The following is a 22117-nucleotide window of genomic DNA, read 5'->3' on the forward strand; positions in this document are numbered from 1 at the left end:
GGCCTTGGTTGCGACGTAACTACTCGGTGCGGCTTTGCCAAGCCTTTTGTCGCAGGACCAGCGCACGGTCGCGTCCGGCGAGATCGCGGTGGATGGTGACGGCGAAGCCGGCATCGTCGGCGATCCGGCCAACCACGCGGGCCTGCAGGTGGCCGATCTCCAGCACCGCCACGCCGCCGGGCGCGAGCAGCGCAGCCAATTGGGGGACGAGCACGCGGTAGTCGTCGAGCCCCTCTGGCCCAGCGAACAGCGCGCTGGCAGGTTCATGGTCGCGAACGTCGGGGGAGAGTTCGGCGCAGTCCTCGACATAGGGCGGATTGGCGATCACGAGGCCGAACACGCCGAACCCGTCCGCCCAGCCGGGCAGCGTCCAGTCACCGGGACGCATTTCCGCCCGCCCGGCAAGGCCCAGCGCCGCGGCGTTTTCCTCCGCCACCGCCAGCGCGGGGGCGGAGGCATCGATGCCGATGCCCGCCGCCTGGGGCAGTTCGGCCAGCAGCGTCAGCAGCAGCGCGCCCGAGCCGGTGCCGAGATCGAGCACGCGCCGGGCCAAGGGCGCGGCGGCCAGCGCCGCCTCGACCACGCACTCGCTGTCGCCACGCGGGATCAGCACGTCGGGTGTGACGCGGAACGGGCGACCGTAGAAATCCTGCGTGCCGAGGATGTGCGCTACCGGCTCATGCCCGGCACGCCGCTCCACCAACGCAGCGAAATCCGCGGGGGCCGGATCGGCCATGCACCGCAGCAGCAGGTCAGAGCGCGACACGCCGAGCGCGTGCGCCATGAGCAACTCCGCATCCAGCCGCGCGGTATCGCTCGTCGCGGCGAGACGCGCTGCGGCCTCGCGGATACCCTCGGCAACAGGCAAACCCGCCGGCTTTTCAGCCATCCATCGCCGCCAAGCGCTTGGCCTCATCCTCGGCGATCAGCGCGTCGACGACCTCGCCAAGGCCCGGCCCCGCCAGCACCTCGTCGAGCTTGTGCAGGGTCAGGCCGATGCGGTGATCGGTCACGCGGCCTTGCGGGAAATTGTAGGTGCGGATGCGTTCGGAGCGGTCGCCGCTGCCGACCATGGCCTTGCGCAGGTCGGCCTCGGCCCCGTGCGCTTCCTCGCGGCGCTTCTCGTAGAGGCGCGCGCGCAGCACCTTCATCGCCTTGTCGCGGTTCTTGTGCTGGCTGCGCTCGTCCTGCATCGCCACCACGATGCCCGTGGGCACGTGGGTGATGCGCACAGCGCTGTCGGTGGTGTTGACGTGCTGCCCGCCCGCCCCGCTGGATCGGTAGATGTCGATGCGCAGGTCGCCCTCGTCGATGCTGACGTCGACCTCGGTGGGTTCGGGCAGCACCGCGACCGTGGCCGCGCTGGTGTGGATGCGCCCGCCGCTCTCGGTCACCGGCACGCGCTGCACGCGGTGGACGCCAGATTCAAACTTCAGCTTGGCGAACACCCCGGTTCCGGCGACGTTGGCGACGATCTCCTTGAAGCCGCCGACGTCGGCGGCGGCCATGGAGACCGGCTCCACCCGCCAGCCCTGCTCGGCGGCGTAGCGTTCGTACATGCGGTAAAGATCGCCGGCGAACAGCGCCGCCTCATCACCGCCGGTGCCGGCGCGAATTTCCAGCATGGCGGGGCGCAGGTCGGCGCTGTCACGCGGCAGCATGGATAGCGCGAGGGCGCGTTCGGCCTCGGGCAGGCGGGCCTTCAGCTGCGCGAGTTCCTCCTCCGCCATGGCCTTCATTTCCGGGTCTGCGAGCATGTCGGTAAGGCCCGCGATTTCCTCGCGCATGGCGGCAACCTCGATGGCGGCTTTCGCGACCGGCTCGAGCTCGGCATAGTCGCGGCTGGCCGCCACGAAGGCGTCGCCCTCGAGCTGACCGCTGGCCATGCGCGCCTCGAGTTCGGCAAAACGATTTCCGATCTGGCGCAGACGTTCGGCGGTGACGGTCAACCTGTGGGCTTTCTTTTCATCTGGTATGGGCCACTTGGCGGAATCATTCGTCCCCAGTTGTCTTCCTTTTGAACCTCTACGTCCCGCACAGACCAGTCTTGCTCAATCACAGTAAGAGCGTCGCCATATGTCCACGCGTCGGCACCGAATTTCCCCATAGAAAAACGAATGGTCTCGAAACCGTTCTCATCTATTCCAACAACTAGGATTGCCGCAGACTGTTTGGCAGCGCGCTGGAAGGCTTTGTTGAAGCTCCCCGTGAAAACTTCAATGCCTCCGAAAGGTCGATCAAAACGAGCGAACTTGGCGTTCCGCAGCTTGCTCGCAATTTCGAAGCATACGGCCTTTGCCTCTTCGTTTTCCGGAACGATCGCAATATGCGCTACGGAATAAGAACGCGTAATGCTCTCGAACTTCTCTGTCTTCTCCACCAGCATCGCCAGCCGCTCGATCCCCGCCGCCCAGCCCACCGCAGGCGTCGGCGCACCGCCGAGGCTTTCCATCAGCCCGTCGTAGCGCCCGCCGCCGAGGATCGTGCTTTGCGAACCCAGCGCAGCGGCCGCCGCCGAGCCCTCGTCGGGCACGAACTCAAATGCGGTGTGCCGATAGTAGTCGAGCCCGCGCACGAGGCTTTCCGCCCGCGTCCACTTGACGCCCGCCGCGTCCAGCCCGCTGGTCACCGCGCCGAAGAAGTCCTGCGCCTCGCCGGACAGGAACTGGTCGATCTTCGGCGCATCGGCCACGAACTTGCGGTCGCGCGGGTCCTTGCTGTCGAGGATGCGCAGCGGGTTCTTCTCCAGCCGCTCCTGCGAATCCTCGCTCAATTCGCCGCGCACCTGGCCGAAGTAATCGATCAGCGCGCTCCGCCATGCCTCGCGGCTGTCGCCGTCGCCCAGCGTGTTGAGGTGCAGCGTCACGCCCTCGATCCCCAGCTCGCGGATGAGCTGGTCGGCCATGGCCAGCAATTCCACGTCCGCCTGCGGCTCGGCCGCGCCGATGATCTCGGCATCGATCTGGTGGAACTGGCGATAGCGCCCCTTCTGCGGGCGTTCGTACCGGAACAGCGGGCCGTGGGTCGCCACCTTCAGCGGCGCGTGCTGCTGCCAGCCGTTGGTGATGAACGCGCGGGCGATGCCGGCGGTGAACTCGGGCCGCAGGGTCAGGCTTTCCTCGCCCCGGTCGAGGAACGAATACATCTCCTTGGAGACAACGTCGGTCGTCTCGCCGATGGCGCGGCTGAACACCTCGGTGCGTTCGAACACCGGCATTTCGATACGGCGAAAGCGGTAGAGCTTGCGCACCCGCTCGAACGTCTCGACCACGAAGGCAAAGGCCTCCGCATCGGCGCCGAAGATATCCTGCGTGCCGCGGATCGCCTGGGGTGTCTTCAAACCTGATTTAGCCATGGCCCGCCCGTTACTGGGCGAATGCGCCCCCTGCAACGCCTGGCATGGCGAAGGGCCGCATTGCCATCTGGCCGCCGCCGCGCCAGACAGGCCCGCATGATCCGCACCCTGCTTGCTTCCGCCGCGCTTGCCGCCGCCCTGGTCGCTGCCGTTCCCGCCGCCGCGCAGGACCGCGATCCGCTGCCGCCATCCGCCGACACGCCCTATCCCGGCACCATGCGTCTGCACGTCGACGCGACCGACACCCGCGCCCGCACGTTCCGCACCACGCAGGCGATCCCCGTGGCGGACGGCGCGCGCGAACTGGTGCTGGTCTATCCGCAGTGGCTTCCCGGCAACCACGCCGCGTCGGGCCAGGTCCAGCGCATTTCCCGCCTCGCCTTTACGTCGGACGCCGGGCCGGTGACGTGGGAGCGGGTGCCCTATGCCCCCTACGCCTTTCGCCTGGCGCTGCCCGCGGGGGCACGCAGCGTTACCGCAGAAATGATCTACGCCTCGCCCTTCCCCGGTGGCGGCTGGCGCACGCTGATCACCGATGCGATCGCCAACGTGCAGTGGGAAAAGATGTCGCTCTATCCCGCCGGCCACGATGTGGCGCGCATCATGGTGGAGCCGAGTGTGACCCTGCCCGAAGGCTGGACTGCGGCAGGCGCCCTCGATGGCGCGCGGGTCGACGGCAGCACCGTCCACTACGCCGCCACCGACTATGAAACGCTGGTCGATTCGCCGCTGTTCGCCGGCGCGCATCACCGCAGCTGGGATCTGGGCCACAACGTCGAGCTGCAGGCGTTCGGCGACGAGGCAGAGGATATCGAGGCCGACGGCGAGGCCATCGCCGCCCACCGCGCGCTGGTGGAGGAGGCGCTGCTGTTGTTCGGCGGGCCGCGGTTCGATCACTACGATTTCCTGCTCGCGCTGACCGACGAGCTGGGCGACATCGGGCTGGAGCATCACCGTTCGAGCGAGAACACCCAGACGCGTGACGACCTGTCCGACTTTGCCGGCAATGCGCACGACAACACGCTGCTGCCGCACGAATTCACCCACAGCTGGAACGGCAAGTACCGCCGCCCCGCGGGGCTCGACGCGCCCGACTATCACACCGCGCTCGATGCACGGCTGCTGTGGGTCTACGAAGGGCAGACGAGCTTCTGGGACTTCGTGCTCGCCGCGCGCAGCGGCTTCATGCCCAGGGACATGGTGCTGGGCTACATCGCCAACCAGGCGGCGAACTTTTCCATGGTGGCGGGCCGCGACTGGCGCAGCGTGGAGGATACCACCTACGATCCCATGCTCGGCTACCAGGCGGACCGGCCCTGGCCGTCGCTCAGCCGCAACCGCGACTATTACCGCGAGGCCGGCCTCGTCTGGCTGGAGGCCGACCAGCTGATCCGCCGCGAGACGCGCGGGGCCAGGGGGCTGGACGATTTCGCCGCCACCTTCTTCGCCGGGCCCGACGGGGAACACAGCGTCAATCCCTACACCTTCGAAGACGTGGTGGCCGCGCTGAACGCGGTCCACCCGCACGACTGGGCGACGTTCCTGACCACCCGGCTGCGCGAGGCAGGCCAGCCCGCGCCGCTCGCCGGGATCGAGGCTGGCGGCTATCGCCTGGTCTGGAAGGACGAACCCAACCCCTGGACCGCGCAGGCGCGCGACGGGGCGACGGGGGACTTTTCCGGCTCGCTCGGTATGTCGGTGGGCAGCGATGGCGGGGTGTCCGGCACGCTATGGGGCTCGCCCGCGTTCGCAGCCGGGCTGATGCCCGACGTGACCATTGTGGCGGTGGATGGCGTGGATTTCACGCGGCAGACGCTGGCCAACGCCCTGACCCGCGCCGCAGAAGATCGCCAGCCAATCAACCTGCTGGTCCAGCGGGGCGAGCGGATCGAGACCATCGCGCTCGCCTATTATGACGGCATTCGTTACCCGTGGCTGGAACGCATGGGCGAAGGCGAGGCCGGGCTCGACCGTCTGCTGGCGCCCCGCACACAACAGCGCCCGTCCAGCCGCCGCTGACACTTGCCCCCTCCGCCGCCCCGCCCTAAAGGCGCGGCGCAAAGGCGGAAGCGGGCTACGGCAACGCGTTTCGCCCGACCATTTCCATCAGGGACCCAGCATCCATGCGCATCGAATTCATCCCCACCGGCGACAATCCGCCCGAAAGCCTCAACGTCATCATCGAGGTGCCCACCGGCGGGGAGCCGGTGAAGTACGAGTTCGACAAGGAAAGCGGCGCGCTGTTCGTCGACCGCATCCTGCACACGCCCATGCGCTATCCGTGCAACTACGGCTTCGTGCCGCACACCCTGTCGCCCGACGGCGATCCGCTCGATGCGCTGGTCATCGCCCGTTCGCCGTTCATCCCCGGCTGCGTGGTGCGCGCCCGCCCGATCGGCGTACTGAACCTCGAAGACGAACACGGCGGCGACGAGAAGATCATCTGCGTCCCGGTGGACACCACCTTCCCTTACTACTCCGACGTTGGCGAAACGAAGGATCTGCCGAGCATCATCTTCCAGCAGATCGAGCACTTCTTCACCCACTACAAGGATCTGGAGAAGGAAAAGTGGGTGCGCGTGGGCGCCTGGGGCGACGCCGCCGAGGCCAAGCGCATCGTGCTGGAAAGCATCGAACGGGCGAAGAATGCGCCCAGGCCCGAGAAGTCGCACCTTTGAAAGATCTGACCCCGGTTCGCCGGGGTCCGTGCGGTCACTCCACCGGGCGAGCGTGATCCAGCAGGTCGTTCGCCTGATCGCCGCCTGCCTCGCGCCGTTCCTCGTCGACCATGCGGGCGATCTCGTCGTCCGGCCTGACGTCTTCGGCGTGGCCGGTGACCGGAGCGGGCGCGGGCGCGGGCGTGGGTTGCGGCAACGCGGCGGGTGACGGCGCAGGTCCGCCTGCCTTGCTGCCTGCGCCTTTGCCGCCGCCCTTGGCCGCCAGATGCTCGCCGAAATTCTCGCCCAGGTTCTCGAACGGCAGCGCACTGGTGCGCGGATCGAATCGCAGGCGGTAGATCGGTTCGGGCAGCGCGAAGCCCGCGCCTTCCAGCGCCATCTTGCAGGCGGCGATGGCGCGGGTGCGGGCCTTGTTCCAGTCGGTCTCCCGCTGGTCGATCCAGCCGAGGAACTGCAACGCCACGTTGGAATCGCCCACCTCGGCAATACGCACTTCGGGGGCGGGGGCATCCAGCACGAAGTCCAGCCCGCGTAGCGTGTCCTTCCCCACCTCTCGCGCGGCCATCGCGTCGTCGTCGGCATCGACGCCCAGCGTGAAATCGAAACGGCGCTGCGGGTTGCGGGTGTAGTTGAGGATCACCGCCTTGAAGACGGTGGAATTGGGGATGCGCAGGTGATTGCCATCCAGGGTCATCAGCACGGTAGCACGGCTGGTGAGGCGGATGACCCGGCCCTCCAAGCTTTCGATCACCACGTGGTCGTTGGCGCGGAACGGCTGGCGCAGGCTCAGCATCAGGCTGGCGACGTAGTTCTCCACCGTGTCGCGCATGGCAAAACCCAGCGCGATACCGATGACACCGGCTCCGCCCAGCACCGCGCCCATCAGGGTGCCCGCACCGATCATGTCGAGCGCCACCACCAGCGCCAGCACGATGAAGACGAAGCGGATGGCGCTGGCGATCAGTTCGGCGAGGAAGGAATTGGGCGCAAGGCGGCGCCACAGGCCCGTCAGCGAGGCCAGCAGATAGCCAGAGGCGACGATCGCCAGCGCCACCAGCAGCGCCAGACCCGCGAGGGGCAGCGTGCGCACGACCCCACGCACCTTGTCACCAAGCCCGCCGATGCTGCCGTCCAGGTCGACGGACACGTCGCGCTCCACCCCGTTCTCGACCGTGACTACGCCGTCCACCCCGCTGGCGATGGCCTCGGCCCGGGCGACCGCGCTGGCATCGGGTGCGGCGCCCGACAGCGTGACGACGCCCTGGCTGACGCTGACCCGGACATTCACAAGGCTGGGCACGTTGGCGAAGATGTCACCCAGCCGCGCGGCGATGCGCTGGTCTTGCGCCGGATCCGGGTCGAGATCGATCGAGCCGGCGGCGGGCGCGGAACTGACGGAGGTATCGGGTGCGGCAGGGGCGCCGCTTTCGAGCGGGATGGCCGCCCGCGCCAAGCCGGGCCCGAATGCCAGCATCAGCGCCGCTGCAAGCGCCCACAGGACCAAGGGCGCGGCGGACAGGCGCGCCAGCAGCGTCAGAACAGCTTTGCCACACCCTGGAATGCAAAGGTCAGCACCACCGGCAGACCGATTGCGGCCGTCCACAGCAGGGCCATGTCGCGCGTGTAGGCGCGCCGCAGTGCCGGATCGGCCGCCTCGGCATCGGACAGCGTGCTCCACCTGTCTTCCATCCACCGGCAGCCCGGAATGATCGCGGCCACCAGCACGATCAATGCGAAGTAGGGCAGGATCGAGCCACCGTGGCCGTTGAGCTGCGTCATCGTCCAGAAGATGTGCATCCCGGTATAGACCAGCAGGCCGAAGGCGACGTGGTCGCTGACCTTCCGGCGCCAGTCCAGCCGGCCCTTTGCGTCGATCCCGCTGCGCGATTGCGCCTGGCGGGCATGTGAAAGCGCCTTGGTCATGCGCGGCTCCTCTTCCAATCCCTGTGCGCAGCCAAGCACAAAGCCCCCCACCTTGGCAAGCGCGGCAACCATGCGTTCATGATCGTCGTGCAGCAATCGGACGGGCCATGCCGGTAACGTGCCAAACACCCTTCAAAGCCCCAAACACCCTTCAAAGCCGTGGCAGCCGTGCTAGAGGGCGCAGGATGACTGCCGAGGACGACATGCTGGACAATGGGTTCCTTGACGAGGAGGCGCTGGCCGAAACGATGGCCGAGGCGCCGTCCAACGCCTCGCCCGCGCTGCCGCCCACTGGTGGCCTGGAAGTCATCTCCATCGCCAAGAGCTACGACAAGCGCAGCGTGCTGTCGGATATCTCGCTGACCGTGGCCAAGGGCGAGGTGCTGGGCCTGCTGGGCCCCAACGGCGCGGGCAAGACGACCTGCTTCTATTCCATCATGGGCCTGGTGCGCCCCGATTCGGGCCGCATCCTGATGGACGGCGTCGATGTGACCCGCCTGCCGATGTACCGCCGGGCGATCCTGGGGCTCGGCTACCTGCCGCAGGAAACCAGCATCTTTCGCGGCATGACGGTGGAACAGAACATCGCCTGCGTGCTGCAGATGGTGGAACCGGACAAGACCACCCGCGCCGCCGAACTGGAACGCCTGCTCGACGAATTCGGCCTCACCCGCCTGCGCACCAGCCCGGCGATGGCCCTGTCCGGGGGTGAGCGGCGACGGTGCGAGATCGCCCGCGCGCTGGCGGCCAAGCCCAGCATCATGCTGCTGGACGAACCCTTTGCCGGCATCGATCCGCTCTCCATCAGCGACATCCGCGACCTGGTGAAAGACCTGAAACAGCGCGGCATCGGCGTGCTGATCACCGATCACAACGTGCGCGAGACACTCGACATCGTCGATCGCGCCTGCATCATCTACGGCGGCCAGGTGCTGTTCGCCGGGTCTCCCCAGGAACTGGTCGCGGACGAGAACGTGCGCCGTCTCTATCTGGGCGAATCCTTTACCCTCTGATCATGGCGCTCGGCCCGCGCCTCGACCTGCGGCAATCGCAATCGCTGGTGATGACGCCGCAGTTACAGCAGGCGATCCGGCTGCTGGCGGCGTCCAACCTGGAAATAGAGACCTTCATCGGCGAGGCGCTGGAGGCGAACCCGCTGCTGGAGGCTGGCGAGATGCGGGTGGAGGACCGGGAGGCCCCAGCGGACAGCGAACCGCATGACGCCACCCCCGATGCGGCCACGGGCGAGGCGGCGCTCGATATCGATACCGGCGCGCTCGACCGCGATCGCGACACCGGGGACTGGTCGGCGCAGATGGGCAGCGGCGGCGACGGCGCCAGCGGCGAGGCTGGGTTCGACTTCGAGAACCGCTCTGGCGAGGAGCCAACGCTTGCCGAACATCTGGAAGCGCAGATCGGCGCCTGCGCCCCCAACGAACACCTGTGCCTCATCGCCCGCCACCTCATCAACCTGCTCGACGAGGCGGGCTACCTCGCCACGCCGCTGCGGGAAGTCGCCGCCGCGCTCGGGGTGACGCTGGCCGATGTGGAGGACGCGTTGAGCGTGGTCCAGTCGCTCGATCCCACGGGCGTGGGTGCGCGGTCGCTCTCCGAATGCCTGACGCTGCAGGCGATAGAGGCCGATCGCTACGATCCGTGCATGCGGGTGATGCTGGACAACCTGGAACTGGTCGCCGCTGGCAGCTTTGCGCACATCCGCCGCATCTGCCGGGTGGACGAGGAAGACCTGGCCGAGATGCTGGCCGAACTGCGCAGCTACGATCCGAAGCCGGGCCTGCGGTTCGGCGGCGGCGGCAGTGCGGCCGTGGTGCCCGATATCCTGCTGACCGCCGGCGCGGACGAGGGGTGGGACATCCGCCTGAACGAGGACACCCTGCCGCGCCTGGTCGTCAATCGCAGCTATTACCTCACCCTGCGGGAGGGCAGCTCATCGAAGGCCGCCAGGGGCTGGCTGAGCGAGAAGCTGGCCGATGCCAACTGGCTGATCAAGGCACTGGACCAGCGGCAGAAGACCATCCTCAAGGTGGCCGCCGAAATCGTGAAGCAGCAGGCGGGGTTCTTCCGCAAGGGCGTGTCGGAACTGAAACCGCTGACGCTGGCCCGGGTGGCCGAGGCGATCGAGATGCACGAATCGACCGTCAGCCGCGTCACTTCCAACAAGTACCTGCACTGCGAACGCGGCACGTTCGAGCTCAAGTATTTCTTCTCCAGCGGCGTGGGCGGCGGCAGCGATGGCGAAGGCGCCAGCGCCGCCACCGTCAAGGCCCGCATCCGCGCCCTGTGCGATGCCGAGGACGCGACGAAGGTGCTGTCCGACGATGCGCTGGTCGACCTGCTGAAGGCCGAGGGCTTCGACCTCGCCCGGCGGACGGTAGCGAAATACCGCGAGGCCATCGGGATCGGCTCCAGCGTGCAGCGCCGGCGGGCAAAGAAGCTGGCGCGGATGTAGCGATCGGCTTTACGCCGACCGAATATGCACCGACCCGCCTATGGCTTGGGCGGCCGCGCGGGCTTGCCCTTGTTCTGCCACGGCCTGCCGGCCCCGCCGCCCGGACCCTTGCGATCGCCCGGCCCTTTGCGATCATTGGGTCCCTTGCGTTCGTTGGGTCCGCGATCGTTGGGCCCGCGATCGTTGGGTCCCTTGCGGTGCGGTTTGCCCGGTCCCCGCGCATTGTTCGGCTTGCGGTTCTCGCGGGCCTGCATGCGTGGCGGTTCGGCTGACAGCTCGATCGGGATCGCATCCTGATCGTCGTCGCTGGACGCCGTGCGCGCGATGGCATCGGAAACCTTGGCGGCGATGGGGCGTGGCACCTGGAACCAGCTTTCCTGCTGGCCGATGCGGATTGCGCCGATCTCGTTGCGGGTGATGTGGCCGCGGCGGCAGATCAGCGGCAACAGCCAGCGCGGCTCGGCATTCTGCTGGCGACCGATGCCCATGCGGAACCACACCACGTCATCGAACCCGGGACGGTGACGGTCGGCCTTGGCGCTCTCGCGCGCTTCGGGCGTGTTGGCGAGCAGTTCCTCGGGCTGCGGCATCCGCGCCCGGTGCGCCTGCACCAGCGCCGCGGCGATAGCCTCGGGCGCCATGCGCTCCATCAGTTCGCGCGCCACCAGCAGGTCTGCCTCGTCATGCTCGGTCGGCTCGGTCAGCTTTTCCATCAGGCGCGCATGATCGCGCTCGCGGATCGCTTCGAACGATGGCGCATCCATCCATTCCGCCGCGATCTTCGCGCCGCGCAGCATGCTCTCCACCCGCTTGCGCCGATTGTAAGGGACCACGATCGCGGCCGTGCCCTTCTTGCCGGCGCGCCCCGTGCGGCCGGAACGGTGTTGCAGCGATTCGGCATCGCGCGGGATCTCGACATGGATCACCAGGCTGAGCGTGGGCAGATCGATCCCGCGCGCGGCAACGTCGGTGGCGACGCACACGCGCGCGCGCCGATCGCGCAGCGCCTGCAGCGCCTGGTTGCGTTCCGACTGGGAATGTTCGCCCGACAGTGCGACGACGCCGAACCCGCGGTTCTGCAGCGTGGCGTGCAGCCGCCTGACGCTGTCACGCGTGGCGCAGAAACAGATCGCGGTCTCTGCCTCGTGGAACCGCAGCAGGTTGACCACCGCGTTCTCGATCTCGGACGGGGCGACGGTGATCGCCTGATAGGTGATGTCGCCGTGGCCGCGGTTCTCGCCCGCCAGCGACAGGCGCAGTGCATCCTTCTGATAGCGCTCGGCCAGCCGCACGATGGGCTGCGGCAAGGTGGCGGAGAACAGCAGGGTGCGCCGCTGTTCGGGCGCGGCGTCGAGAATTTCCTCAAGATCGTCGCGAAAGCCCATGTCGAGCATCTCGTCCGCTTCGTCGAGCACGACGCCGGCCAGGCCCGACAGGTCGAGCGCGCCGCGTTCCAGGTGGTCGCGCAGGCGGCCGGGCGTGCCCACGACGATGGCCGGGCCGGACTTCAGCGCGCGCCGTTCCTTGCTGGCGTCCATACCGCCGACGCAGGTAGCCATGCGCAGGCCGGCCTTGGCATAGAGCCATCCCAGTTCGCGACTGACCTGCAAGGCCAGTTCGCGCGTGGGCGCCACGACCAGCGCCAGCGGCCGGTCGACCAGCGGCGCGCCATCGGTGGTGCCAAGCAGCTCTGCGGCCAGCGCCAGGCCGAACGCCACGGTCTTGCCCGAACCGGTCTGCGCCGAAACGATAAGGTCACGCCCGGCGGCCTCGGGGCCGCTGACGGCGGCCTGCACGGGGGTCAGGGCGGTATAGCCGCGTTCGGCCATGGCCTGGCCCAGGATCGGCGGAAGATTTTCGAAAGGCATGCAAACTCACAAGGATACGCCATCACGCCAGGCTGCGGCCAGGGGAAGGTCGGGGAAGGAAACGCACGAAAGCGGCGCGCGGGGCAAGGCAGGCGGAACGGGTTCCGGCAACGCCGACGCGTTTCGCCATAGCGAAAAACGCCGGCAAATGCTCGCGATATTTGTCGCCGCGCGAATCCGAGCGGTCGGACACGTTCGGACGAAGGACGACAAAGCCCCGATCTTAACGATTCGCGGCGCGAACCTTAACCGGAAAGACGGCTGCTGCCGGAGGCGACGTCCCCGTGCCGCAATGCCGCCCTTCCCTGCGCCGCCCCTGCAAGAACCGGCGCGGGGGCCCTGTTTCGCCCCGGAAATCCACCTGTCACCCAAAAGACTCACCAGAAAGTCTTAACGCGTGAAACCCATTGTTAACCTTTTTCGGTGAGAAGCGTCGTGGTTAATTCACGGCAACACCTCTTGTCAGAGGGTTACCGCGGGACTTTCAGGGGAGACCCCAATGCGCGTGCTGCTGATTGAAGACGAGCCGACCACCGCCAAGGCGATCGAGCTCATGCTGACGACCGAAGGCTTCAACGTCTACCAGACCGATCTGGGCGAGGAAGGCCTCGATCTGGGCAAGCTGTATGATTACGACATCATCCTGCTAGACCTCAACCTGCCGGACATGCACGGCTACGACGTGCTCAAGAAGCTGCGCGTGGCCAAGGTGCAGACGCCGGTCCTGATCCTGTCCGGCATTGCCGAGATGGACAGCAAGATCCGCAGCTTCGGTTTCGGGGCGGACGACTATGTCACCAAGCCGTTCCACCGGGACGAGCTGGTCGCCCGCATCTATGCCGTGGTGCGCCGCTCGAAGGGCCACAGCCAGTCGATCATCCGCACCGGCAAGCTGGCCGTGAACCTGGATGCCAAGACGGTGGAAGTCGACGGCGCGCGGGTCCACCTGACCGGCAAGGAATATGCCATGCTGGAGCTGCTTTCGCTTCGCAAGGGCACCACGCTGACCAAGGAAATGTTCCTCAACCACCTCTATGGCGGCATGGACGAACCCGAACTCAAGATCATCGACGTGTTCATCTGCAAGCTGCGCAAGAAGCTTTCGAGCGCGTGCGGCGGCGACAACTACATCGAGACCGTTTGGGGCCGCGGCTATGTGCTGCGCGATCCCGAGGCGGAGGCCGTAGCCGCCTGATCCACGCTTGCCCCCGGACGGGAGCCTGAGACGCCCCGGAAGCCGCCCGCTTCCGGGGCGTCTTGCGATGGCTGGTCAAGCCCCCGGCCTGGCGGTAGGGCGCGCTGCATGAGCGCAAACAAGCAAGGCGATCCCACCACGCTGGGGCGGCTCTATGGCCGCAGCCACGGCAAGCCGCTGCGGGCATCGCAGGCGGCACTGGTCGATACCCTGCTGCCGCAGATCGCGGTGCCGCAGGAAGGGCCCGTCACCGCCGGCCGGTTGTTCGGAGACGAGCGCCCGCTGCATTTCGAGATCGGTTTCGGCGGCGGCGAGCACCTCGCCTACCGCGCCGATCTCTTGCCCGATCACGGCTTCATCGGCGCAGAGCCCTTCCTCAACGGCGTGGCGCAGGCGCTGGTCCACGTCCGCGACGGACACGAAGGCGGCGGCCGCCTTCCCAACGTGCGCATCCATCACGGCGACGCGCTGGAGGTGCTGGCCCGCGTGCCCGACGGCGCGCTGACCATGCTCTACCTGCTCCACCCCGACCCCTGGCCCAAGGCCAAGCACGCCAAGCGACGGATGATGAACGATGGGCCAGTGCGCCTGTTCGCCGACAAGCTGAAGCCGGGCGGGGAATTTCGCTTCGGCACCGACCACCCGGTCTATCTGCGCCATGCCCTGATGGTGATGCGGCGCTTCACCACCGGTCCGGCGGCACCGTTCGAATGGGTGATCGACAAGCCCGATGGCTTCCGCAAGCGCCCCTCCGGCTGGTTGCAGACACGCTATGAGACCAAGGCGCGCGAGGTCTACGGCCACGAGGTCTGGTATTTCCGCTTCCGCCGCCGCTGAAGAAAAACTTCGTCGACAAGCCAGCATGACTGGGCGACCCACGCGCCACGGCTCCCTGTCGAGGCAAACCGCATGACCCTGGACGCAGTTTCCGCATACCTGCAGGGCCATTCGGCCGCGATCGGCCTTGTCATGCTGCTGGCATTGCTCGCCGCCTTCATGCTCGAACGCCGGCCGCCGGTGGTGGTGGCGGTGCTGGGTGCGGCGGCGATGATGCTGCTGGGCTATCTGCCGAGCGACGATGCCCTGGCGGTGTTCGGCAATTCGGCCCCCATTACCATCGCTGCCATGTTCATCCTGTCGGGCGCGCTGCTGCGCACCGGCGCGCTGGAAGCGATGTCGGGCTGGGTCATCCGCCGCACGCTGCGCAAGCCGCGCCTTGCCCTGATGGAGGTCGCCGGCGGCACGGTGTTCGCCTCGGCCTTCATGAACAACACGCCCGTGATGATCGTGATGACCCCGATCGCCCGCCGGCTGGCGCGGGTGACGCGCATGGCGGCGACGCAGCTGATGATCCCGCTGAGCTACCTCACCATCCTGGGCGGCACGCTGACGCTGATCGGCACCTCCACCAACCTGCTGGTGAACGGCGTGGCGCAGGACGAGGGGTTGGCGGCCTTCGGCGTGTTCGAGATCACCGGCGTTGGCCTGGTCGCGATGACGGCGGGGCTGGCGCTGCTGGTCGTGCTGGGGCCGGTGCTGCTGCCCAAACGCGGCCCGCGCACGATGGATGAGGACCGCGAGAGCGACGTCTACCTCTCGCACCTGACGCTGGCGCCGGACAGCCCGCTGATCGGTCGCAGGCTGGCCGATACCGGCTTCGCGCGCCGCCCCGGCCTGACGCTGGTCGCACGCAGGCGCGCCGACCGGCTGGAGCGCACCGGGTTCGAGAACGAGATCCTGAGCGCGGGCGACCAGTTCGTCGTCGCCGCAACGCCCGAGGAACTGGCGTCGCTGGCCGAGGCGGTGGATTTTCGCACCGGACTGACCGGCGTTGGCGGCGGTGTTGCCACGCGGCGCGACTGGCGGGCAAAGGACCTGCGCATCGTCGAGGCGGTGGTGTCCAGCACGCATCCCATCGTCGGGCGCAGGCTGGCGGAAATCCCGCTGCTGTCCCGCTTGCAGGTGCGCGTCCTAGGCCTGTCGCGTCCGCGCCACCGCGCCGGGCCGACGCTGGCCGACGTGCGCGTGCGGGCTGGCGACCGGCTGCTGATCGCCGCGGCGAGTGACGCTGCCCAGGCGTTGCAGGCCAATGTCCAGCTGACCCACGTCACCGAAAGCTCCATCCGCGCGTTCCGCCGCGAAAAGGCGCCGCTGGCGCTGGCGACGCTGGCGGCGGTGGTGCTGGGCGCGGCGGTGTTCGGCCTGCCGATCGAGGCCATGGCGATCTTTGGCGTGGCGGTGGTGCTGGCGACCCGCTGCCTCGAGCCGGACGAGGCCTGGGCCAGCCTCGATGGCAGCACGCTTGTGCTGATCTTCGCCATGCTCGCCTTTGGCAAGGGGCTGGACAACGCGGGCAGCATCGATCTTGCCGTGGCCGCCCTGCAACCATTGATGGCCCAGGGCTCGCCGCTGCTGCTGCTGGTGATCGTCTACGCCGCCACCAGCGTGCTGACCGAGGTCGTGACCAACAACGCCGTCGCCGTCATCATGACGCCCATCGCGATTGGCCTCGCCACATCGGCAGGGGTCGACCCGCGCGGCATGGTGGTGGCAGTCATGTTCGGCGCCAGCGCCAGTTTCGCCACCCCCATCGGCTATCAGACGAACACCCTGGCCTATGGCGCGGCGAACTATCGCTTCACCGACTTCCTGAAGATCGGCATCCCGATGAACCTGGTGGTCGGCGCGGCCACCTGCCTGGCCATCACCGCGTTCTACTGACCGGACTGGCGAGGAGCCGGCCGATCACACCATCAGCCGACGACCCCTGCGGTGGCGAGCACCGCCAGCGTAAGGATATCGGGCGCCGTCGCGGTCATCGGGGCGATCTGCACCGGCTTTTCCGATCCGATCATTATCGGCCCGATGGTGGTATCTCCCGACAGTTCGCGCAGCAGCTTGGCCGAAACGTTGGCGCTTTGCAGGCCGGGGAAAATCAGCACGTTGGCCGGCCCCGACAAACGGCTGAAGGGATAGAGCGCCATCACCTTTTCGTTCAGCGCCGCGTCGGGCGCCATTTCACCCTCGTATTCGAAATCGGGCTGCTGCGCATCCAGGATCGCCACCGCGTCGCGTATGTTGCCCAGCCACTGGCCGGGCGGATTGCCGAAGGTGGAATAGGACAGGAAGGCGACGCGCGGTTCGTGCCCCATGCGCCGTGCCACCGCAGCGGTCTCGGTGGCGATGTGGGCCAGCTGCTCTGCCGTGGGCCGTTCGTTGATCGTCGTGTCGGCGAGGAAGGTGGTGTGATTCTTGCCGATCACCATGTGCACGCCGAACGGCGTCGCGTCGGGCTTGGCATCCAGCACGCGGCCAATCTCCCGCGCGGACTGGGCAAAGGTGCGGGTCAGGCCGGTAATCAGCGCATCGCCCTCCCCGATCGCCACCAGCAGAGAGGCGAATACGTTGCGTTCCTGGTTGACCATGCGACGCACGTCTCGCTCGGTATAACCGCGCCGCTGCAGGCGGGTATAGAGATAGGCGACCATCTCCTCGATCCGCTCGTAGGAGACCGAATTGGCGATCGTGAAGCTTTCCGGATCGTCGACGGCGAGCTCCTTCAGCTTTTCCATCACCTTTTCCGTGCGCCCGACGAGGATGGGCGTGCCGTAGCCGAAATCGCGGAACTGGATCGCCGCCCGCAGCGCGACCTCTTCCTCGGCCTCGGCGAAGACCATGCGCTTGGGGTTGGCCTTGGCGTCCTCGTAGACACGGGTGAGCGCCGAGGTGGTGGGGTTGAGCCGGCTGCGCAAACGCACCGCATAGGCCTCGAAATCCTCGATCGGATCCTGCGCCACGCCCGAATCCATCGCCGCCTTGGCAACCGCGCACGAAACCCGCTCCATCAGGCGCGGATCGAAGGGAGCGGGAATGATGTATTCGCGGCCGAACTGGTGATTGACGCCGTAGGCCGCGGCTACTTCCTCGGGCACCCGCTCGCGCGCCAACTCGGCGATGGCGTGGGCGGCAGCGACCTTCATCTCCTCGTTGATCGCCGTCGCGCGCACGTCCAGCGCGCCGCGGAAGATGAACGGGAAGCCCAGCACGTTGTTGACCTGGTTGGGAAAATCGCTGCGGCCCGTGGCGATGATCGCATCGGGCCGAACGGCCTTGGCCTCGTCGGGCATGATCTCGGGCACAGGATTGGCCATGGCAAAGATGATCGGCTGATCGGCCATCCCGGCGACCCATTCGGGCTTCAGCGCGCCCGCGGCAGACAGGCCGAGGAAGATGTCCGCGCCGACCAGTGCCTCTTCCAGGCTGCGCGCAGCCGTCGGCACGGCATGGGCGCTCTTCCATTGGTCCACGCCCTCCCGGCCCGGATAGATCGGGCCGGAGCGATCGCACACGATCACGTTCTCATGCGGGACGCCGACCGACTTTATCAGCGCAGTGCAGGCAAGCGCGGAGGCGCCCGCCCCGTTCACCACCATCCTTACCGTCTTGAGGTCGCGGCCCGTCAGGTAGCAGGCGTTGATCAGGCCCGCCGCGGCGATGATCGCGGTGCCGTGCTGGTCATCGTGCATGACCGGGATGTTCATGCGTTCGCGCAGCGCCTGTTCGATGATGAAGCATTCGGGCGCGGCGATGTCTTCCAGGTTGATGCCGCCGAACGTCGGCTCCATCAGCGCGACCGCCTCGATGAACTTGTCGGGATCCTCGGTATCGAGCTCGATGTCGATGCTGTCGACGTCGGCGAACCGCTTGAACAATACCGCCTTGCCTTCCATCACCGGCTTGGACGCCAGCGCGCCCAGGTTGCCGAGGCCGAGGATGGCCGTGCCGTTGGAAATGACCGCCACCAGGTTGGCCCGGGCGGTGTAGCGGGCGGCCAGCGCGGGATCGCGGGCGATCTCTTCCACGGGCACGGCAACCCCTGGCGAATAGGCCAGGCTGAGGTCGCGCTGCGTGGTCATCGGCTTCGACGCGATGATCTCGATCTTACCGGGCCGGATGGTCTCGTGGTAGAACAGCGCCTCGCGCGCGGTGAAGCTGTTGGTCTTTTCTTCGGCCACTGCGGCGCCTCTCCTCGTGTCGCGGCTTCTGTCGCGGCCAGCCATAGAGCGGGTTTGCGCCAGAGGATAGGGGCGGGGGCACATAGGGGCAGCAGGGGATAGGCCCGTGCACCGCCCTTCCCGAATCGCACCGCCAGCCGCTAGGCATGATGCCCAAGCGATGACAGCCTCTCCCACCCCGATGATGCAGCAGTATCTGGGCCTCAAGGCCGAGGCCGGGGATTGCCTGCTGTTCTACCGCATGGGCGATTTCTTCGAACTGTTCTTCGACGATGCGCGGACCGCGGCGCAAGTGCTGGATATCGCGCTGACCGCTCGCGGCGAGCACGGCGGCACGCCGGTGCCGATGTGCGGGGTGCCGGTGCACGCGGCGGAAGGCTATCTCGCGCGGCTGATCAAGGCCGGCTGCCGCGTCGCCATTGCCGAACAGGTGGAGACGCCGGACGAGGCGCGCGAGCGGGCACGGCGCGAAGGCACGCCAAGCTCCAAGGCGCTGGTGCGGCGCGACATCGTGCGCTTTGTCACCGCCGGCACCCTGACCGAGGAGGCGCTGCTCGAACCGCGCCGCGCCAACATGCTCGCCGCCGTGTGCGAATTGCGCGGCACCCGCGGGGTGGCCGCGGTCGACATTTCCACCGGCACGATGGTGCTGGAAGAGTGCGCGCCTGAGCGCATGGGCGCGGTGCTGGCGCGGATCGGCGCCACCGAATGCGTTGCACCCGAAGACTGGCCCGCCGCCCCGCCGGACGCCGTGCAGCGCCCGCGTGGCGATTTCGCCAGCGACGGCGGGGAGGCGCGGCTGAAGGCGGTCCACGGCGTGGCGACGCTCGACGGGTTCGGCCTGTTCACCCGCGCCATGCTGGCGGCGGCGGGCGGGCTTCTGGGCTATCTCGACCACGCGGGGCGTGGCACGCTGCCGCTGCTGCTGCCCCCGGTGGCGCGGCGTTCGGGGGAACACTTGGCGATGGACGAGGCGACGCGCGCCAGCCTCGAGATCCTCGCCAGCCAGCAGGGCGGGCGCGCCGGATCGCTGGTCGCCGCAATCGACCGCTGCGTGACGGGCGCGGGCGCGCGACTGCTGGCAGACGACCTTTCCGCCCCGCTGGTGGACCGTGCCGCCATCGAGGCGCGGCTGGCGCTGGTCGGCTGGCTGCACCGCGATCCGCTGCTGCGCGCGGACCTGCGCACGCTGCTGCGCGCCCTCCCCGACATTGGCCGCGCGCTCGGGCGGTTGGTGGCCGGGCGTGGCTCTCCGCGCGATCTGGGGCAAGTGCGCGACGGCCTGCTCGAAGCACGGCGGGTGCATGACTTGCTGAAGGGCAGGCCCGACACCCCCGCCCTGCTCGGCGCGCTGCTGCCTGCGCTGACAGGTCATGCCGAGCTGACGGACCTGCTGGCCCGCGCCCTCGTCCCATCGCCGCCGACCGAACGCCAGTCGGGCGGCTACATCGCGGCGGGTTACGATCACGCGCTCGACGAACTGCGCGAGGTTTCGGGCAACGCCCGGCGCGCCATCGCGGCGATGGAAGCGCGCTATCGCGCCGAGACCGACACGCCCGCGCTGAAGATCCGCCACAACGGCGTACTCGGCTACTTCATAGAGGTGCCGGCCAAGCACGCCGACAAGCTGATGGCCGCCGACAGCGGCTTCACCCACCGCCAGACCATGGCGAACGCGGTGCGGTTCAACTCGCTTACCCTGCACGACGAGGCCAGCCGCATCGCCGAGGCCGGCGGACACGCGCAGGCGGCGGAGGAGGCGCATTTCGAGGATCTGGTGGAGCGGGTCGCGGCGCGCCGCCACGCCATCGCCGCGACCGCCGCCGCACTGGCCCGGCTGGATGTGGCGGCAGGCCAGGCCGAGCGCGCGAGCGAGGGCGAATGGTGCCGCCCCGTGATCGAGGATGACCCGGTGCTGGCCATCGAGGCGGGGCGGCATCCGGTGGTGGAGGCGGCGCTGGCAAAGGGCGGCGAGCGCTTCGTCGCCAACGATTGCGCACTCTCACCCGACGATCGCCTGTGGCTGGTGGGCGGGCCGAACATGGGCGGCAAGAGCACCTTCCTGCGCCAGAACGCGCTGATCGTGCTGCTGGCGCAGGCCGGTGGCTTCGTGCCCGCCAGGTCGGCGCGCATCGGCCTGGTCGACCATCTGTTCAGCCGCGTCGGCGCGTCGGACAACCTTGCGCGCGGGCGCTCCACCTTCATGGTGGAGATGGTGGAAACCGCCGCGATCCTCAGCCAGGCCGGGCCGCGCAGCTTCGTGATCCTGGACGAGGTCGGCCGCGGCACGTCCACCTACGATGGGCTGGCGCTGGCCTGGGCGGTGGCCGAGGCGATTCACGAGACCAACCGCTGCCGCTGCCTGTTCGCGACGCATTACCACGAGATGGCGCGACTGGCGGAGACCTGCGAAGCCCTCAGCCTGCATCACGTCCGCGCACGGGAGTGGAAAGGCGATCTCGTGCTGCTGCACGAGGTCAGCGAGGGCGCGGCGGATCGCAGCTACGGCCTGGCCGTGGCCAAGCTGGCCGGCGTGCCCGATCCGGTGGTCAAGCGCGCGCGCGCCGTGCTGGGCAAGCTTGAGAAGGGCCGCGCCGAGACAGGTGGGATTGCGGCGGGGCTGGGCGACCTGCCGCTATTCGCCGCCGCGTTCGAGGCACAGGAAGCGCAATGCGATACCCTGCGAGACATGCTGGCCGGGGTGGACGTCGATGCGCTCAGCCCGCGCGAGGCGCTCGATGTGCTGTATCGCCTCAAGCGCGAGGCATCCGATTGATCTTTGTTGCGGCACGGCCGGTTGCGCCGCCACCCATGGCCGCTAGTCTGGCGCGATGGCCCAGAATGACCCTCCCAGCGACGACGCCGAGAAAAACACCAAGTGGGCCGAAAACCGCACCGATTGGGCGGAGGACCGCACGATCATGGCGCTCGAACGCACGTTTGCAGGCTGGATGCGCACGGCCTTTGCCGCCATCGCCATTGCCATCGGCTTTCGCGCGCTGTTCGGCGAGTTCGATCCGCCATGGATCGCCAAGGCCATAGCCAGCATGTTTTTGCTGCTCGCGGTCGTCTTCGCGCTCGGGGCCGAACGGCGCGCGTGCAAGGCGTTCTCGCGCCTGTCCTCACACGCGGTCGATTCGCCCAAGATGCCCAACATCAAGCTGATAAGCTATTCGGTCGCGGCGGGCTCGCTGGCTCTGCTCGTCGCCTTCTGGGTGCTAAGCGACGGGCAGGCCGGCGGGGTCTGATAACGGCTCACTCGCCGTCGGAGGGCAGGTCCTTGTCGAGCTTGTTGGCCTTGCCGTACTTGCCCTCGTTGTCGTCCATGTTGGGCTCGCCCTCGTAGGCGCCCATGTCGATCCGGCCAGAGCTTTCCATGTCGCGCATATGATCGACGAGGTCCTGCGTGGAATCGCCCATCACCTCGGAGTTGTTAGGGCCTTTCTCGCTCTCGGTCGGGCTGCCGAGCACGGCGGTGTTGCGCGCTTCTTCGGCTACCTGCTGGGCCTGGCTGCGATGATCGTCCTGCTCGTCGTTATGCGTTTCGGGCGCGAGATCGGCCTGGCGCTCTTCCTGGCTTTTCGGGGTATCGCTGTGCTTGGTATCGGTCATC

The 22117-nt window shown here is 67.9% G+C and carries 17 protein-coding genes; 9 read left to right on the forward strand and 8 right to left on the reverse strand.

Features of this window, described 5'->3' with window-relative positions; all coding sequences use genetic code 11:
• Nucleotides 1–19 precede the first annotated feature (19 nt).
• The 3 genes from prmC to hisS are packed head-to-tail and all read right to left on the reverse strand — an operon-like array spanning nt 20 to nt 3355.
• Nucleotides 20–889 (reverse strand): peptide chain release factor N(5)-glutamine methyltransferase, encoded by an 870-nt coding sequence (gene prmC / locus GRI62_RS12790; protein ID WP_131451117.1) that lies wholly within the window; start codon nt 887–889, stop codon nt 20–22.
• Complete coding sequence (gene prfA / locus GRI62_RS12795; RefSeq protein WP_131451118.1) at nt 882–1949, reverse strand: peptide chain release factor 1; 1068 nt, start codon at nt 1947–1949, stop codon at nt 882–884. The genes prmC and prfA overlap by 8 nt, the downstream gene beginning before the upstream one ends.
• Nucleotides 1946–3355, reverse strand: coding sequence for a histidine--tRNA ligase (hisS, locus tag GRI62_RS12800; RefSeq protein WP_234027457.1), 1410 nt, complete (start codon nt 3353–3355; stop codon nt 1946–1948). Before hisS ends, prfA begins: the two co-directional genes overlap by 4 nt.
• A 96-nt stretch (nt 3356–3451) precedes the next feature.
• Between hisS and GRI62_RS12805 the strand changes: the two genes are divergently transcribed.
• A complete protein-coding gene (locus GRI62_RS12805; RefSeq protein WP_131451119.1) occupies nt 3452–5374 on the forward strand; it encodes a M61 family metallopeptidase in 1923 nt (640 codons plus the stop codon).
• Nucleotides 5375–5478: 104 nt separating this feature from the next.
• Nucleotides 5479–6033, forward strand: a complete 555-nt coding sequence (ppa, locus tag GRI62_RS12810; protein WP_131451120.1) for an inorganic diphosphatase — start codon at nt 5479–5481, stop codon at nt 6031–6033.
• 34 nt (nt 6034–6067) lie between these two features.
• Here ppa and GRI62_RS12815 read toward each other — a convergent pair whose 3' ends face one another.
• Nucleotides 6068–7507, reverse strand: coding sequence for a mechanosensitive ion channel family protein (locus GRI62_RS12815; protein ID WP_131451121.1), 1440 nt, complete (start codon nt 7505–7507; stop codon nt 6068–6070).
• Between the two features lie 59 nt (nt 7508–7566).
• Nucleotides 7567–7956, reverse strand: a complete 390-nt coding sequence (locus GRI62_RS12820; protein ID WP_234027458.1) for a hypothetical protein — start codon at nt 7954–7956, stop codon at nt 7567–7569.
• A gap of 248 nt (nt 7957–8204) precedes the next feature.
• Here GRI62_RS12820 and lptB point away from each other — a divergent pair, with 248 nt between their 5' ends.
• On the forward strand, nt 8205–8969 hold the full coding sequence (gene lptB / locus GRI62_RS12825; RefSeq protein WP_188669386.1) for an LPS export ABC transporter ATP-binding protein: 765 nt from the start codon (nt 8205–8207) through the stop codon (nt 8967–8969).
• A 2-nt stretch (nt 8970–8971) separates the two neighbouring features.
• Nucleotides 8972–10426: an RNA polymerase factor sigma-54 gene (rpoN, locus tag GRI62_RS12830; RefSeq protein ID WP_131451122.1), complete on the forward strand. Its 1455-nt coding sequence runs from the start codon at nt 8972–8974 to the stop codon at nt 10424–10426.
• Nucleotides 10427–10464: 38 nt separating this feature from the next.
• Here rpoN and GRI62_RS12835 read toward each other — a convergent pair whose 3' ends face one another.
• Nucleotides 10465–12294, reverse strand: coding sequence for a DEAD/DEAH box helicase (locus GRI62_RS12835; RefSeq protein ID WP_131451123.1), 1830 nt, complete (start codon nt 12292–12294; stop codon nt 10465–10467).
• A 499-nt stretch (nt 12295–12793) separates the two neighbouring features.
• Between GRI62_RS12835 and ctrA the strand changes: the two genes are divergently transcribed.
• From ctrA to GRI62_RS12850, 3 genes are all read left to right on the forward strand, one after another.
• Nucleotides 12794–13489, forward strand: a complete 696-nt coding sequence (ctrA, locus tag GRI62_RS12840; RefSeq protein WP_131451124.1) for a response regulator transcription factor CtrA — start codon at nt 12794–12796, stop codon at nt 13487–13489.
• Nucleotides 13490–13597: 108 nt separating this feature from the next.
• A complete protein-coding gene (trmB, locus tag GRI62_RS12845; protein ID WP_131451125.1) occupies nt 13598–14326 on the forward strand; it encodes a tRNA (guanine(46)-N(7))-methyltransferase TrmB in 729 nt (242 codons plus the stop codon).
• A gap of 72 nt (nt 14327–14398) precedes the next feature.
• On the forward strand, nt 14399–16210 hold the full coding sequence (locus GRI62_RS12850) for an SLC13 family permease (protein WP_131451126.1): 1812 nt from the start codon (nt 14399–14401) through the stop codon (nt 16208–16210).
• Nucleotides 16211–16242: 32 nt separating this feature from the next.
• Here GRI62_RS12850 and GRI62_RS12855 read toward each other — a convergent pair whose 3' ends face one another.
• Nucleotides 16243–18504 (reverse strand): NADP-dependent malic enzyme, encoded by a 2262-nt coding sequence (locus GRI62_RS12855; protein WP_131451127.1) that lies wholly within the window; start codon nt 18502–18504, stop codon nt 16243–16245.
• Between the two features lie 160 nt (nt 18505–18664).
• Here GRI62_RS12855 and mutS point away from each other — a divergent pair, with 160 nt between their 5' ends.
• On the forward strand, nt 18665–21280 hold the full coding sequence (mutS, locus tag GRI62_RS12860; RefSeq protein WP_234027459.1) for a DNA mismatch repair protein MutS: 2616 nt from the start codon (nt 18665–18667) through the stop codon (nt 21278–21280).
• A 55-nt stretch (nt 21281–21335) separates the two neighbouring features.
• Nucleotides 21336–21752 (forward strand): DUF202 domain-containing protein, encoded by a 417-nt coding sequence (locus tag GRI62_RS12865; protein ID WP_131451128.1) that lies wholly within the window; start codon nt 21336–21338, stop codon nt 21750–21752.
• Between the two features lie 7 nt (nt 21753–21759).
• On the opposite strand, the gene GRI62_RS12870 is transcribed toward GRI62_RS12865, so the two are convergent.
• Nucleotides 21760–22116: a hypothetical protein gene (locus GRI62_RS12870; protein WP_131451129.1), complete on the reverse strand. Its 357-nt coding sequence runs from the start codon at nt 22114–22116 to the stop codon at nt 21760–21762.
• Nucleotide 22117 lies beyond the last annotated feature (1 nt).

The organism is Aurantiacibacter arachoides (assembly GCF_009827335.1).
Classification (GTDB): Bacteria; Pseudomonadota; Alphaproteobacteria; order Sphingomonadales; family Sphingomonadaceae; genus Alteraurantiacibacter; species Alteraurantiacibacter arachoides.

Excerpts from the sequence above, each read along its gene's own strand:
- prmC (WP_131451117.1), bottom strand. The coding sequence starts at position 889 with ATGGCTGAAAAGCCGGCGGGTTTGCCTGTTGCCGAGGGTATCCGCGAG.
- hisS (WP_234027457.1), bottom strand. The coding sequence starts at position 3,355 with ATGGCTAAATCAGGTTTGAAGACACCCCAGGCGATCCGCGGCACGCAG.
- GRI62_RS12805 (WP_131451119.1), top strand. The coding sequence starts at position 3,452 with ATGATCCGCACCCTGCTTGCTTCCGCCGCGCTTGCCGCCGCCCTGGTC.
- ppa (WP_131451120.1), top strand. The coding sequence starts at position 5,479 with ATGCGCATCGAATTCATCCCCACCGGCGACAATCCGCCCGAAAGCCTC.
- GRI62_RS12815 (WP_131451121.1), bottom strand. The coding sequence starts at position 7,507 with ATGCTGGCATTCGGGCCCGGCTTGGCGCGGGCGGCCATCCCGCTCGAA.
- GRI62_RS12820 (WP_234027458.1), bottom strand. The coding sequence starts at position 7,956 with ATGACCAAGGCGCTTTCACATGCCCGCCAGGCGCAATCGCGCAGCGGG.
- lptB (WP_188669386.1), top strand. The coding sequence starts at position 8,205 with ATGGCCGAGGCGCCGTCCAACGCCTCGCCCGCGCTGCCGCCCACTGGT.
- rpoN (WP_131451122.1), top strand. The coding sequence starts at position 8,972 with ATGGCGCTCGGCCCGCGCCTCGACCTGCGGCAATCGCAATCGCTGGTG.
- GRI62_RS12835 (WP_131451123.1), bottom strand. The coding sequence starts at position 12,294 with ATGCCTTTCGAAAATCTTCCGCCGATCCTGGGCCAGGCCATGGCCGAA.
- ctrA (WP_131451124.1), top strand. The coding sequence starts at position 12,794 with ATGCGCGTGCTGCTGATTGAAGACGAGCCGACCACCGCCAAGGCGATC.
- trmB (WP_131451125.1), top strand. The coding sequence starts at position 13,598 with ATGAGCGCAAACAAGCAAGGCGATCCCACCACGCTGGGGCGGCTCTAT.
- GRI62_RS12850 (WP_131451126.1), top strand. The coding sequence starts at position 14,399 with ATGACCCTGGACGCAGTTTCCGCATACCTGCAGGGCCATTCGGCCGCG.
- mutS (WP_234027459.1), top strand. The coding sequence starts at position 18,665 with ATGACAGCCTCTCCCACCCCGATGATGCAGCAGTATCTGGGCCTCAAG.
- GRI62_RS12865 (WP_131451128.1), top strand. The coding sequence starts at position 21,336 with ATGGCCCAGAATGACCCTCCCAGCGACGACGCCGAGAAAAACACCAAG.
- GRI62_RS12870 (WP_131451129.1), bottom strand. The coding sequence starts at position 22,116 with ATGACCGATACCAAGCACAGCGATACCCCGAAAAGCCAGGAAGAGCGC.